The sequence below is a fragment of the Streptomyces sp. NPDC001530 genome (assembly GCF_042894545.1).
In the GTDB taxonomy this organism is placed as follows: Bacteria; Actinomycetota; Actinomycetes; order Streptomycetales; family Streptomycetaceae; genus Streptomyces.
Map to the genome: position 1 here is coordinate 1 of NZ_JBIAVS010000046.1, position 14,072 is coordinate 14,072.

Annotated in this window: 9 protein-coding genes; 8 read left to right on the forward strand and 1 reads right to left on the reverse strand. The window is 69.2% G+C overall.

Annotated elements, in window-relative coordinates:
- The first annotated feature begins 5 nt into the window (after window positions 1-5).
- Both ACFY0T_RS48245 and ACFY0T_RS48250 read left to right on the forward strand, forming a co-directional pair.
- Window positions 6-3,341, forward strand: a complete 3,336-nt coding sequence (locus ACFY0T_RS48245; protein WP_388885125.1) for an SDR family NAD(P)-dependent oxidoreductase — start codon at window positions 6-8, stop codon at window positions 3,339-3,341.
- A gap of 244 nt (window positions 3,342-3,585) precedes the next feature.
- Window positions 3,586-4,596, forward strand: a complete 1,011-nt coding sequence (locus tag ACFY0T_RS48250) for a hypothetical protein (RefSeq protein ID WP_388885079.1) — start codon at window positions 3,586-3,588, stop codon at window positions 4,594-4,596.
- A gap of 62 nt (window positions 4,597-4,658) precedes the next feature.
- On the opposite strand, the gene ACFY0T_RS48255 is transcribed toward ACFY0T_RS48250, so the two are convergent.
- Window positions 4,659-7,328, reverse strand: coding sequence for an AAA family ATPase (locus ACFY0T_RS48255; protein ID WP_388885081.1), 2,670 nt, complete (start codon window positions 7,326-7,328; stop codon window positions 4,659-4,661).
- 447 nt (window positions 7,329-7,775) lie between these two features.
- Here ACFY0T_RS48255 and ACFY0T_RS48260 point away from each other — a divergent pair, with 447 nt between their 5' ends.
- The 6 genes from ACFY0T_RS48260 (at window position 7,776) to ACFY0T_RS48285 (ending at window position 13,946) form a co-directional block, all read left to right on the forward strand.
- Window positions 7,776-9,365, forward strand: coding sequence for an acyl-CoA carboxylase subunit beta (locus tag ACFY0T_RS48260; protein ID WP_388885083.1), 1,590 nt, complete (start codon window positions 7,776-7,778; stop codon window positions 9,363-9,365).
- 56 nt (window positions 9,366-9,421) lie between these two features.
- Window positions 9,422-10,204, forward strand: a complete 783-nt coding sequence (locus ACFY0T_RS48265; RefSeq protein WP_388885084.1) for a thioesterase II family protein — start codon at window positions 9,422-9,424, stop codon at window positions 10,202-10,204.
- Window positions 10,205-10,207: 3 nt separating this feature from the next.
- Window positions 10,208-11,056 (forward strand): metallophosphoesterase family protein, encoded by an 849-nt coding sequence (locus tag ACFY0T_RS48270; RefSeq protein WP_388885086.1) that lies wholly within the window; start codon window positions 10,208-10,210, stop codon window positions 11,054-11,056.
- Entirely contained in the window at window positions 11,053-11,727 is a 675-nt protein-coding gene (locus ACFY0T_RS48275; RefSeq protein WP_388885088.1) for a 4'-phosphopantetheinyl transferase, read from the forward strand. Before ACFY0T_RS48270 ends, ACFY0T_RS48275 begins: the two co-directional genes overlap by 4 nt.
- On the forward strand, window positions 11,724-13,034 hold the full coding sequence (rfbH, locus tag ACFY0T_RS48280; protein WP_388885090.1) for a lipopolysaccharide biosynthesis protein RfbH: 1,311 nt from the start codon (window positions 11,724-11,726) through the stop codon (window positions 13,032-13,034). Before ACFY0T_RS48275 ends, rfbH begins: the two co-directional genes overlap by 4 nt.
- 129 nt (window positions 13,035-13,163) lie before the next feature.
- Window positions 13,164-13,946 (forward strand): SDR family NAD(P)-dependent oxidoreductase, encoded by a 783-nt coding sequence (locus ACFY0T_RS48285; RefSeq protein WP_388885092.1) that lies wholly within the window; start codon window positions 13,164-13,166, stop codon window positions 13,944-13,946.
- Window positions 13,947-14,072: the final 126 nt, after the last annotated feature.

The window sequence follows — 14,072 nt, forward strand, 5'->3', positions numbered from 1 at the left end:
CGTGTGTGGCGGGGGCGTTGAGTTTGGAGGATGCGGCGCGGGTGGTGACGTTGCGGAGCCGGGCGATCGTGGCGCTCGCCGGCACCGGCGGCATGCTCTCGGTGGCCCACCCGGTCGCCTCCTTGGAGCCCCGGCTGGAGCGCTGGGAGGGGCGGTTGAGCGTGGCCGCGATCAACGGCCCGGCCGCCACGGTGGTTTCCGGAGACCCGACGGCGCTGGACGAACTGGTCGAGGAGTGCGAGACGGAGGGGATCAGGACCCGGCGGATCGCCGTGGACTACGCCTCGCACTCCGCTCATGTGGAGGCCATCCGCGAACCGATCATCGACGCGCTGGAGGGCATCGAGCCCCGCCGGTCCGAGATCGCTTTCTACTCCACCGTGACGGGCGGACCGCTCGATACGCAGGCCATGGATGCCAACTACTGGTACACCAACCTCCGCGAGACGGTGCGCTTCGACGAGGTGGTGGCCCTGCTGCGGGCCGAGGGGTACGCGGCCTTCGTCGAATGCAGCCCCCACCCGGTGCTGACCTACGGGCTCCAGGAGGCCATGGAGCGGGGGGAGGAAGAGTACGGTCCGGCGGCGGTCATCGGTTCGCTGCAGCGCGACGACGGCGGCCTCGACCGATTCCTGACCTCCGTCGCGGAGTACGCGGTCCGTGGCGGCGAGGTGGACTGGGACGCGGTGTTCGACGGCAGCGACGCCCGCCGGGTCGACCTCCCCACGTACGCCTTCCAGCGCAGCCGCTACTGGCTCGACAGCGAGGTCGGGGCCGGCAAGGACGTCTCCGCCGCCGGTCTCGAGTCGGCGCACCATCCGCTGCTGGGCGCCAAGGTGGAACTGCCGGACTCCGACGGCGTGCTGTTCACCGGCCGTCTGTCGGTGAGCACCCAGCCGTGGCTGGCCGACCACGGGGTCTACGGAACGCTGCTGCTGCCGGGGACGGGACTGGTGGAGCTGGCGATCCGGGCAGGCGACGAGGCCGGCTGCGACGTACTGGAGGAACTCACCCTCCAGGCACCGCTGATCATTCCGGAGAGCGGCGGAGTCGCCGTTCAGGTGCATGTCGCCGCCGCCGACGCGGCCGGCCGCCGTGCGCTGACCGTGCGTTCGCGCCCCGACGGGGAGTCCGGCATGCCCTGGACCGTACACGCGGAGGGCCTGCTGGGAACCGGCGCGAGGACCGGGGGCAGTGGTGAGCCGGCTCCCTGGCCACCGACGGGCGCCCAGGAGGTGGCACTCGAAGGGGCCTACGACGCGCTGGCCAAACGCGGATACGGCTACGGCCCGCTGTTCCAGGGCCTCAAGGCGGCCTGGCGACGCGGTGACGAGATGTTCGCCGAGGTGGAACTGGACGAGCGCGCCCACGCGGACGCCCAGCGCTACGGCATCCACCCCGCCCTGCTCGACGCCGCCATGCACGTCGACCTGCTCGACGAGAGCCCGCGCGGCGGCAGCACCGACCTCCCCTTCTCCTGGACCGGCGTCCGGCTCCACGCGAACGGTGCCACGGCCCTGCGGGTGCGCATCGCTCCGTCCGGCCAGGACAGCGTCACGATCTCGGTGGCCGACCGGTCGGGACAGCCGGTCCTCTCCGTGGGCTCGCTGCTGGCCAGGCCGGTCACCCCCGAGCGGATGAATGCCGCCGGGGGCGGACGCGACGGCGAGGTGTTCCGCATCGGATGGAGCCCGGCCCCGCCGGCCGACACCGCCGGCACCTCCATCGGAACCTGGGGTTCGTTCTCCGCGGCCGACCCGGTACCCGACGTGGTGGTGTTCGAGTGCGAACAGCCGGACGGCGACGGACCCGACGCGGTGCGCACGACCGTGGGCCAGGTGCTGGCCCTCGTCCAGGAGTGGCTGGCGGACCGGCGTTTCGCCGACGCCCGGTTGGCCGTGGTCACCCGGCACGCGGTGGCCGTCGCCGACGGAGAGGCCGTCGAACTCGGCCACTCCCCGGTGTGGGGCCTGATGCGCGCCGCGCAGCAGGAGAATCCGGGCAGGTTCACCGTGCTGGACTCGGATGGCCGGGAGGAGTCCCGGCGGGCCCTTCGGGCCGCCCTGTCCTCGGCCGAGCCGGAACTGGCCGTACGCGCGGGCGACGTTCTGATACCGCGTCTGGTCAGGGTCACCACGGCCGAACTCCGCGGCGCACCGCCCGTACTCAACCCCGAGGGCACGGCGCTGATCACGGGTGGCACCGGTGGTCTGGGCGCCCTGGTGGCGCGGCATCTCGTGACCGAGCACGGCGTACGGCATCTGCTGCTGACCAGCAGGCGCGGCATGGACGCGCCGGGCGCCCCCGAACTCCGCACCGAGCTGGCCGCGTTGGGTGCCGAGGTCACGGTGGCCGCGTGCGACGTCGGGGACCGCGGGGCACTGGCCCGGCTGCTGGACGCGATCCCGCCGAACCATCCACTCGTCGCGGTGGTGCACACGGCGGGAGTCGCCGACAACGGATTGGTGCAGGCGCTGACGCCGGACCGGTTCGACGCGGTGCTGAAGCCGAAGGCCGATGCCGCCTGGCATCTGCACGAGCTGACGCGGGAGACGGACCTCGCGGTGTTCGCGATGTTCTCGTCGGTGGGAGGCCTGGCGCTGGCCGCCGGACAGGCGAACTACGCGGCGGCGAACGTGTTCCTGGACGCGCTGGCCGCGCGTCGCAGGTCCGAAGGACTGCCGGCCACCGCCATGGCCTTCGGGCTGTGGGGCGTGAGCACCGGTTTGACCACGGAACTCGACGAGGCGGAGGGCAGCATGGGGGCGCAGGGCCTCCCCGCGTTCTCCCCCGACGGCGGTCTGGCCCTGTTCGACGCCGCGCTGGCCTCGGGCGAGGCGGCCCTCGTCCCGATGAGGGTGGACGTTCAGGCGCTGCGGGCCCGCAGCGACGAGCTGCCGGCCCTGCTGCGCGGCCTGGTCCCGGCAGCGGTGCGCCGTCGCGTCGCCGGCCCCGCGGCCGACGCCGATTCGCTGCGGGAGCGACTGGCCGGACTGCGGGCCGGCGAACGCGCCAGGGCGCTGCTGGACCTGGTCCGCTCTCAGGCGGCCGCGCTGCTCGGGCACACGTCCGTCGACGAGGTGGAGCCCGACCGGGCGTTCAAGGAGCTGGGCTTCGACTCGCTGACCGCCGTGCGGCTGCGCAACAACCTGAACGCGGCCACGAGCCTGCGGCTGCCGCCTACCCTCGTCTTCGACCATCCCTCGGCAGCGGAACTCGCGGCGCATCTGAACGAGGAGTTGTTCGGTGCGCCGGACAACGGCCCGGGTGAGGACCTGAGTTCGGCCTCGGCCGATGAGCTCTTCGACATCCTGGACAACGAGCTGGAGGCATCCGGCTGATGACCCCACTTTTCTACTGACCCCACTCCTGTGCCGACCCCACTCCTCGCACCCGTTGATCGGCGGGTGCGAGGAGTTGAGCCACCGGGTCGCGATTCCCTTCCCGAGTCGAACCCGTTCCCCCACAGCGAACTCTTAGCTTTCGCACGGCGGCTGCCGGCCCGGAACGTAAAACAGGTGTGGAGGATGATCCGTCGCGTACATTGCACATACGCATCTGCATCTTCAGGGGGAAGAAATGTCGATGACGGGCACCAACGCGACCTCTGATGCGATCGGGCTCGACCATGTGAGTGCTCTGGCCTTCGGCAAGGCCGTTCAGCTCGGGCGTTTCCATGACCAGGAAATCGCCCACGAACTCGGCGTATCACTCGAGGAGGCGGCGCGAGCCAGGCAACTGCTCGGCAATCTCCTGCTGTTGCACCCCGCGCCGGACGGTTCCGGTGATCTGATACCGGTCAGCCCGGACACCGCGGTGGCCGAACTGGTCGCCCCGGTGGAGAACCAGGTTCGCGTGCTGCAACGGGCGATCGGCGGCATACGCTCCCGGTTGGAGTCGCTCAAACCGGTCTACTTCGAAGGGCGCCGACAGAGCCAGGAGGTCGACACGCTGGACGCGATCGCCGACGGCGACAAGGTGCCCTTCCTGTTCGAGGAGAACGTGCGCCTGTGCCGCAGCGAGTTGCTGATCATTCAGCCGGGTGAGGCGCACCTGCAGCAGCACTTGAGGGCCATCCGGGAACCCGTGCTCGCGGCCTTGCGCCGGGGAGTCCGTGTCCAGGGCCTGTACCAGCACGCGGCCTGTACCAACGTGGCCACCCAGTCACTGATGCACGAGCTCTTCGCGAGCGGTGTCGAGATACACACCGACGCGGAGGTCGCCGACGGCATGATGATTTTCGACCGGGAGGTAGCGCTGCTGTCGAGCAGGTGCGAGGGCGCCCTGGTGGTCCGGGGGGCGACGGCGGTCTCGTACTTCTCCTCGGTCTTCGAGCATCTGTGGCACCGGGGAGTTCCCTTCGAGCCCGGCAAGGAGCAGGAACGCCAGGTCGTCGACGACGTCAAGCTGGCCATACTCGCCTTGCTGGCCAAGGGCTACAAGGACGAGATGGTGGCCCGGCGGCTGGACATCTCCGTCCGCACCTGCCGGGAACGCATCAAGGAACTCATGGCGGAACTGAACGCGGTCAGCCGGTTCCAGGCCGGGGTGAACGCCGCCCGATCCGGCGTGCTGGACGAGCGGCGCGGGGCGTAGCCGGCTCCTGATCCCCCCGGGGGGCCCGAAGTCGAGTGCACCTCGGGCCCCGCCGCCTGGGTTCAGGCGGACTCCTGGGAGTACAGCTGCATGTCCACGGGAAGGTCCCGCCGACGGCTGATGTTCAGCTTGCGGTACACCCGCGTCAGATGCTGCTCCACGGTGCTCACCGTGATGTAGAGCTTCATCGAGATCTCGCGGTTGGTCAGTCCCTGCGCCGCCAGCGTGGCCACCCGCTGCTCGGAACTGCTGAGCTTGGTACTCGTCTTGGTGGCGTCGCCCGGGCCGAGATCGGTCCGCTCCTGGAGGGGCTCCGCGAGCGAGATATCGGGAAGCGGCTCCTCGCACAGGGTGCCGGCGCCGCACTCCTTGGCCAGACTCCAGGCCGCCCGGATCATCGCACTCCCCTTCGCGGGGGAGCCGTCCGCCTGCATGGCCTGGCCGAGATCCGCCATGGCACGGGCCGTCTCCAGGCGGTCACCGGAGCGGCGCAGTTCGTCGATGGCCCTGCTCAGCAGGGACGCGCGCCGCTCGGGGCCACTGGTCTTCGCGCGTAGTCTGAGCGAGATGCCCAGCACCCAGGGACGCCGGGCGTCGGGTGTGGACAGCTGCTGCAGCACGAGCTGCTCGGCACGCTGCGGGTCGCCGAGGCGAAGGAGTGCCTCGGCGGCGTCGGAACGCCACGGCAGGAACGCGGGGCGGTCCACTCCCCAGCACCGCATCAACCGGCCGACCTCGAAGAAGTCGGCGAGCGCGGCATGGGGCTGATTGCCGGCCAGGTAGTGCAGCCCGCGGGCGTGCAGATAGTCCAGGCCGTGCAGGGTCGTGAGCAGCCGCCCCGGCACCAGCTGGTCGATCTGGCGTGATGCCTCGGTCTGCCGGCCCATGACGTCGCAGGTGCGGATGAGAAGCCCCAGCGGGGCATAGTGGAAGGCGCTGCCGTTCTTCTCGGGGAGGAACTTCAGGGCCTGTGCGGCGTGGGCATGCGCGGTGCGCAGGTCGCCGAGTCGCAGCGCCGCCCTGGAGTGGAGTGTGGCGAAAACGGCGCTCCAGCCCGGGGCCTGGCTGCGGTTGGCCTCTTCCAGCAGGTTCCGGCTCCACAGCAGTGCCCGCTCGGGCTGCCCGGAGTGGATCAGCGCGTTCAGTGCCTGGATGAGGGGCGCCATCGTGGCGTCGGTGAGCTTGGTGGACTGCAGCAGCCGCTCGCCGACGGTGACATCGGTGTCAAGGGCCGCGCTGAGGTCGTGCAGCGGGGTGGCCCAGGAGTCCGCAGCGGACCCCGGTTCCTCGCCGGCCGCGTCCGGAGCCAGGGCGTTCGCTGTCGCGCCCGCGTGTTCGAGCACGTCGGCCGCCTCGGGGATCCGTCCCTGCACCAGCAGCAACTGGGCCAGCGGTCGTACGTGTTCGGTGGCCAGCTGGTCGGTGCGCAGACCCTTGAGGGGCGCGCTCAGATGCTTCTCGGAGGCAGCGGGGTTGAGGCGCAGCGTGATCCGGGAGAGCTTGATCTTGATGGCGTTACGGTACTGCTCGTCGGAACACGTCTCATAGGCGAGTTCGAGCAGCGGCATGGCTAGCCGGGCGTTGTCCCCTGCGAGGAACTCCTCGGCCGCGTCACACAGCACGGCGATCGCCCAGGGCGCGTCGTGCCACTGGGCACCGCCGGCCGCGGCGGCCTGGAGGTGCTCGGCCACGGCTGTCGCCGGACTGTCGGTCTGCCGCAGCAACTGGGCGGCGCGGCGGTGCAGCTCTGTGCGGGTGTCGGGATCGATGCTGTCCAGGACCGCTGCCCGGGACGAGGGATGTCGGAACCGCATGCCGTCCAGCAGACCGGAAGCCTGCAGTGAGGCCAGAGCCTGGCGGCCGGCGGGGCACCCGATGCCAAGCAGGCCCGTGATGTGGGCCGCCGAGGCACGGTCGCCGAGCAGCGCCACTGCCTGGGCCACGCCCGTGGCGCTCGGACCGCTGCGGTGCAGACAGGTGATCACGGCCTGGGCGAAGGGTCCACCGGCCGCCGGAGTGCCGCGGCGCACCGGCTCACCGTCCGGTTCCGCAGCGGGCTCCTGCTCCTCCAACAACGCTCGCAGCAGCAAGGGGTTGCCGCCGCTGATGTCGTACAGGGCGGTCGCGATGTCTTCCCCCGCGGCGGGCTCCCGCTCGGCGAGCGCCTCGGCCACCTCCGCCGGTGAGAGGAGACCCAGCTGTACGCGTTGGAAGTTGGGCTGTCGCAGCAACTCGGTGGTGAACGCCGGGTCCTGGGCCGTGCCGTGCGGAGAGGTGGTGAGGACCACCAGAATCCGTGCCGAGCGCGCGTGCCGTATCGCGTACTGAAGGTATTGAAGGGACTCGTCGTCCGCATCCTGCACGTCGTCGACACACAGCACGACCGGGGCGTCCGCGCTCAGTTCCCGCAGCCGCGCGCAGAACGACTGGATGGCCTCGATCCGGGTGGGAGCGGCGGCGTTCTCCAGGACCGCGCGCAGCGCCTCGGCCCGAGCGCTGTTGGCCAGCTGACGCAGGAGGCCGAGCGGGACCGTGCGCTCACCCCGGAAGCCGACCGCGCTGAGGACGACGTTCCCGGCAGTGGCGGCTTGTTCGGAGAAGGCGTCGATGAGGGAGCTCTTGCCACACCCTGTTGCTCCCTCGATCAGTACAACCCGTAAGTCTCCCTTCTCACAATCCGCCAGAGCGGCGCCAAGTATGCTGACCGCCGCTGTTCTGCCAAGTGACGTCACAGTGTCCCCGTTCCCCGTTGGTGTAGACCACCACCCAATCACGTTCCGGGCCCGGATCGCGGGCCGTTTGTGTCGGGTGTCTGAAACATATGTATGTCTGAATCCAGAGTCTAGGCAGATTCGAGCGGGAGTCCGGACGTCACAAGTTGCAGTGCATCAAGTGCATCCCGCGTATAGCCATGGTCAAAGATCGCCCATGGATCGGTAATTTACCTGCGGGGGATCAAGCTCCGTATCCGGTCGGAGTGGGAGCGGTCAGGGGGGTGGAGGGGGCCGACTAGGGGGACCCTGCCGAGTGTTAGGGGGCTGACGCTCTGGCGGCTCGCACGGCGCTGTGGGTTCAATGTGATCCATTCGCAGGAATGCCGTATGCGCGATGCGGAGTCGGCGCGGCATCAACGGCGGGCTGCGGGCTCGTCCGTCATAGGCAGAGCAGATGGGTGGGGTATGACTGTCACGGACCACGCTGCTGCCGATTCGACCGAACGTGACCTGCGGGCACGGGTGTTGGAGCTGCGCGAGATCAAGGAATCGGCGCGCCTCGGAATGGGACCGCGCTCGACCGAGCAGCAGCACGCCCGGGGGAAACTGACGGTTCACGAACGGATTGAACTGCTCTTCGACGAGGGCACCTTCCAGGAGATCGAGGGAATTCGCCGCCACAGGGCCACGGGATTCGGGCTCGAGCACCGGCGTCCCTACACCGACGGTGTGGTGACGGGCTGGGGCAAGGTCCATGGCCGCACCGTCTTCGTCTACGCACATGACTTCCGCATCTTCGGCGGTTCGCTCGGCGAGGCGCACGCGGAGAAGATCCACAAGGTGATGGATCTGGCGGAGTCGGCCGGCGCTCCCCTGGTCAGCCTCAGCGACGGAGCGGGCGCGCGCATCCAGGAGGGCGTGACCGCGCTGGCGGGCTACGGTGGCATCTTCCGCCGCAACGTCCGTGCCTCCGGGGTCATTCCGCAGATCAGCGTGATGCTCGGCCCCTGCGCGGGAGGGGCCACCTACTCGCCGGCGTTGACCGACTTCGTCTTCATGGTCCGGGACATCTCGCAGATGTACATCACCGGTCCCGACGTGGTCCAGGCGGTCACCGGCGAGAAGATCACCCATGACCAACTGGGCGGGGCCGACGTACACGCATCCGTCTCGGGAGTCGCGGGCTTCATCTACGAGAGCGAGGCCGACTGCCTGGAGGAGGTGCGCTATCTGCTCTCTCTCCTGCCGTCGAACAACCGGGAACTTCCTCCGGCGGTGGTGTGCGAGGACCCCGCCGATCGCCGTGCCGAATCGCTGGCCGATCTGGTCCCCGCCGATCCCAGCCATGCGTACGACATGCGACGGGTGATCCAGGAAATCGTCGACGACGGCGAGTATTTCGAAGTCCACGCCTCCTGGGCCACGAACATCGTGTGCGCCTTCGCCCGGCTCGACGGCCACGTCGTGGGAATCGTGGCGAACCAACCGGCTTCGCTGGCAGGGGTGTTGGACATCCACGCCTCGGAAAAGGCGGCGGGCTTCGTGCAGACCTGCGACGCCTTCAGCATTCCATTGATCACGCTGGTCGACGTACCGGGATTCCTGCCCGGCAGCGAACAGGAGCACGGCGGCATCATCCGCCACGGGGCGAAGCTGCTGTACGCGTACTGCAATGCGACGGTGCCGCGCGTCCAAGTCATTGTGCGCAAGGCGTACGGCGGCTCCTACATCGTGATGGATTCCCGTTCCATAGGCGCGGACCTCTCCTTTGCCTGGCCCACCAACGAAATCGCCGTCATGGGGGCGGAAGGCGCGGCGAACGTCGTGTTCCGCCGGGAGATAGCCGCGGCGGCCGACCCCGAGATGGCGCGGGCGCAGCGGATCAAGGAGTACCAGCAGGAGCTGATGCATCCCTACTACGCCGCCGAACGGGGTCTGGTGGACGACGTGATCGACCCCGCAGAGACCAGGCCCGTACTGATCCGGGCGCTGGAGGCACTGCGGACGAAGGACGCGCGGCTGCCCTCGCGCAAACACGGCAACCCGCCGGTGTGACCGGCTGGCACGCACATACCTACAGACAGACACGACTGAGGGGACGTCAAGGAATCATGACAGGGACAACCGGGCACGACATGGCGTGGCTTCGCCGATTCCATCCGGCGCCGGACGCCCGTGTCCGGCTGGTCTGCTTCCCGCACGCGGGCGGCTCAGCCACCTTCTACTTCCCCGTCTCCAGGACACTGTCACCGTCGGTCGACGTGCTGGCCGTCCAGTACCCGGGCCGGCAGGATCGGCACAACGAACCCTGCGTCGGCGACATCACCGAGCTTGCCGAGCGAGCGGTGGACGAGCTGCTGTCGCTGGACCCCAGGCCGCTGGCCCTCTTCGGGCACAGCATGGGCGCCCTGGTGAGTTACGAGGTCGCCAGGCGCCTGGAGAGCCGGGGAATCCAGCCCGTGCGCCTCTTCGTCTCCGGCCGGCGTGCCCCCACCTGTGTGCGGGACGAGAACGTCCACCGCCGCGACGACAACGGACTGATCGACGAGCTCAAGAAGCTCAGCGGAACCGACGCCCAGATCCTGGGCGACCCGGATGTGCTGCGGATGATCCTCCCGGCCATCAGGAGCGACTACCGGGCGGTGGAGTCGTACCGCCACCAGCCGGGACCCGCGCTCAACTGCCCGATTGTCGCCCTCACCGGCGACGACGACCCTCAGGTGACACTCGACGAGGCCAAGGCCTGGAGCGGCCGTACGACCGGCGGCTTCGCACTCAAGGTCTACGAGGGGGGCCACTTCTATCTCAACTCCCACGCGGCGTCCGTGATGGAGACGATCTCGTCGTTCATCGAGGAGCCGTCGCTCGCCGGGCCGGCCGCCACGGACCGGTGACGGATGGCCGCCGCGAACGCGAACCTGCTCGGCATCAGCGATCTGCACGTCAGCCATCCGGAGAACCGGAAGATCGTGGAGGGCCTGCGCCCGACGGCGGACGGCGACTGGTTGCTTGTCGCCGGTGACGTCGGGGAGCTGACCGAGGACATCGAGTGGGCCCTGAGCACCCTGCGCGACCACTTCGCCCAGGTCGTCTGGGCGCCGGGAAACCATGAACTGTGGACGCCGCGCGAGGACCCGGTGCAGCTCCGCGGCGAGGAACGCTACCGCCACCTGGTGGACCTGTGCAGGGGGCTGGACATCCTCACCCCGGAAGACCCGTACGCGGTGTGGGAGGGCGTGGGCGGACCGGTGACGGTGGCGCCTCTGTTCGTTCTCTACGACTACAGCTTCCGTACACCGACCGCCGCCACCAAGGAGGAGGCACTGGCCCAGGCCTACGACAAGGGAGTGGTGTGCACCGACGAGTTCTTCCTCCACCCGGACCCTTACCCCAGCCGGGAGGCCTGGTGCGAGGCACGAGTCCGGGAGAGCGAACGACGTCTCGCGGCGTGCGACCCCGCCCTGCCCACGGTGCTCGTCAACCACTTCCCGCTGGTGCGCGAACCGACCCGGATCCTCCACCACCCCGAGTTCGCGCAGTGGTGTGGCACCGTGCGCACCGCGGACTGGCACCGCCGGTTCCGCGCGCGCTCGGTGGTGTACGGCCATCTGCACATCCCTCGCACGACCTGGCACGACGGTGTGTGCTTCGAGGAGGTCTCCGTCGGCTATCCGCGCGAATGGCGCCGCCCGGGGCACCCCCGCAACGTACCCAGGCCCGTTCTGTCCGAGACGAGGACGCCGTGATCGACGAGATTCTCCCGGCCGGTGTCGTGACGTCGGAGGCGTTCGACGACTCCGCGCCCGTCGCGCTCTTCCCGGAGGAGGCCCGGGTGGTGGCGAACGCCGTGGAGACACGGCAGCGCGAGTTCGCGACAGCACGGCTCTGCGTCCGCCGGGCTCTCGCCGGGCTCGGCCTTCCGCCGACGCCGGTGCCGCCCGGCCGGCACGGAGCACCGCGCTGGCCGGACGCCGTGATCGGCAGCATCACGCACTGCGCCGGCTATCGCGCCGCGGCCGTTGCCCGTACGTCCGATGTCGCCATGCTCGGCATCGACGCCGAGCCCGACAGGCCGCTGCCCGAAGGAGTGCTGGAGTCCATCGCCCTGCCCGGCGAACTCGGCCGCCTGCGGAAACTCCGTGACATGGAACCGGGCGTGTGCTGGGACCGGATGCTGTTCAGCATGAAGGAGGCGGTGTACAAGGCCTGGTATCCCGCCACGGGGCGGCGGTTGGAATTCGAGGACGCCGACATCGAGGTGGACGTCGAGGAAGCCTCCTTCACGGCACATATCCGCTTCCCCTTCCGGCCTCCGGGCGGGAACGCGGTCGAGTATCTGACGGGCCGCCTGCTGGCCCGACGCAACCTTGTGGTCGCTGCCATCGCGGTGCCGAGGGAAGAAGGGGACCAGTCATGAGCGGGGCAGTGGAGAAGGAACGGATCACGGAACTCGTCCGTGCCTACCACAGGGAACGCGGACTCCCGGATTCCTTTGTTCCCGGTGTCACGCCGGTACAGGTTTCCGGGGCGGTACTCAGCGACGACGACCGAGTGGCTCTTGTCGGGGCCGCACTGGACATGCGGATCGCGGCAGGGGAGAACTCCCGTCGCTTCGAGCGGGAGTTCTCCCGTTTCATCGGGAGACGCAAGGCGCATCTCGCGAATTCCGGTTCCTCCGCCAACCTGCTGGCCCTGAGCGCACTGACGTCACCGCGGCTGGAATCCCACCGATTACGTCCCGGGGACGAGGTCGTCACCGTGGCCGCCGGCTTCCCGACCACGGTCAGCCCGATTCTGCAGAACGGGCTCGTCCCCGTCTTCGTGGACGTCGAGCTGGGCACGTACAACACCACCCCCGAGCGGGTGGCGGCCGCCATCGGACCCCGCACCAGGGCCATCATGCTCGCCCACTCGATGGGCAACCCCTTCGCCGCGGAAGAGATCGCGTCTCTCGCGGACGAGCACGACCTGTTCCTGATCGAGGACAACTGCGATGCCGTGGGCTCGACTTACCGGGGGCAGCGGACCGGAACGTTCGGGGACCTGGCCACCGTCAGCTTTTATCCCGCGCATCACATCGCCATGGGCGAGGGCGGTTGCGTCCTGACGGACAATCTGGTGCTGGCCCGTCTCGTCGAGTCGTTCCGTGACTGGGGCCGGGACTGCTGGTGCGAACCGGGTGAGGACGACCGGTGCATGAAACGCTTCGACCAGCAGATGGGCACGCTGCCCCACGGGTACGACCACAAGTACATTTTCTCGCACGTCGGTTACAACCTGAAGTCGACCGATCTGCAGGCAGCACTGGGGCTCAGCCAGTTGCGGCGCATCGACGAGTTCACCGCGGCACGGCGGCGCAACTGGTCTCGGCTGCGCGAGGGATTGGAGGGCCTCGACGGACTTCTGCTGCCCGAGGCGACACCGGGAAGCGAGCCCAGCTGGTTCGGATTCCTCATCACCGTGAAACCGGACGCCGCCTACTCCTGCGCGGCGATGATCTCCTTCCTGGAGTCGTGCCGCATTGGCACCCGGCGCTTCTTCGCGGGGAATCTCACCAGACATCCGGCCTACGCCACGCGCGAGCACCGAATCGCCGAGCCGCTGGTGAACAGCGATCTGATCGCCAGTCAGACCTTCTGGATCGGCGTATACCCCGGCCTGACCGAGGAAATGGTCGACTACATGATCGGATCCATCAATGAGTTCGTCCTGAAGAACGCCTGAAGTCCCGCGCCCCGAAGAACTCCTGAAGCCGGGCCGCTTTGTTTAGGGGTGCGATAAGGGTGGTGGCGGCGAAGGTGGCGCTGCCATGTTGTGGAGCACCTGATCAAGTGACTCGGCGAGGAGTTCGGCATGGCAGATTTCGAGGGCGTGGCGCACCAGCAGGACGAGCGGCAGCTGGTGGTGGTCACGGGTGGCAGCTCCGGCATCGGACTCGCCTGCGCCGAGCGCTTCCGCGCGGACGGTGCGGAGGTCGTCGTACTCGACCTCGCGGACCCGGACCGTCCCGTGGACACCACGGACCGCGACGCGGTGGAAGCCGCGTTCGCCGCACTGCCCCGCACGCCGGACGTCCTGGTCAACGCGGCCGGGATCGGCGGTGGGGCGCTCCTGCTCGATCTGCCGGCGGACGAATGGCGGCGCATTCTCTCCGTCAACCTCGACGGCACGTTCCACACCCTGCAGGCGGCGACCAGGCTCATGGCGAAGGCCGGGCGCGGCTCCGTCATCAACGTCAGCTCGATGAACGACCGCTGGCCCATGCGCACCGGCTCGGCCTACTGCGCGAGCAAGGCGGCCATCACCATGCTCACCCGCGTCGCCGCCCTCGAACTGGGCGGTTCCGGAATCCGGGTCAACGCCGTGGCCCCTGGCCCGATCGACACCCCGATGATTGCCTTCGGACTGCAGATCCCCGCTGTCCGGGAGGCCATCGCCGGCCGTACGCCGCTGGAGGGGCGGGCGGGCACGCCGGAGGAGGTGGCCGATGTCGTCGCCTTCCTCGCCTCCGACGCGGCCCGCTGGGTGACCGGTCAGGTCCTCGCGGTCGACGGCGGCCAACTCCTCATGGGCGGCCCTGACCTGCTGGCCGCCGCCACGGAAGGCACAGACCAGTTGCCGGTCCCTCAGCCGTGAGCCGCTGCCCCGGGGCGCTCGGAGCCGGTTCTTCCTCCTGAAGTCGCGCAGTACAGGCTCATCCCCTCGCTGTTCTCGTCGAGCGTCGTCTCGCTCGACGAGAACGGGCACGACACCAACGTCCCC

Coding starts and splice junctions, on each gene's coding strand:
- ACFY0T_RS48250 (WP_388885079.1), top strand. CDS start 3,586: ATGACGGGCACCAACGCGACCTCTGATGCGATCGGGCTCGACCATGTG.
- ACFY0T_RS48260 (WP_388885083.1), top strand. CDS start 7,776: ATGACTGTCACGGACCACGCTGCTGCCGATTCGACCGAACGTGACCTG.
- ACFY0T_RS48265 (WP_388885084.1), top strand. CDS start 9,422: ATGACAGGGACAACCGGGCACGACATGGCGTGGCTTCGCCGATTCCAT.
- ACFY0T_RS48270 (WP_388885086.1), top strand. CDS start 10,208: ATGGCCGCCGCGAACGCGAACCTGCTCGGCATCAGCGATCTGCACGTC.
- rfbH (WP_388885090.1), top strand. CDS start 11,724: ATGAGCGGGGCAGTGGAGAAGGAACGGATCACGGAACTCGTCCGTGCC.
- ACFY0T_RS48285 (WP_388885092.1), top strand. CDS start 13,164: ATGGCAGATTTCGAGGGCGTGGCGCACCAGCAGGACGAGCGGCAGCTG.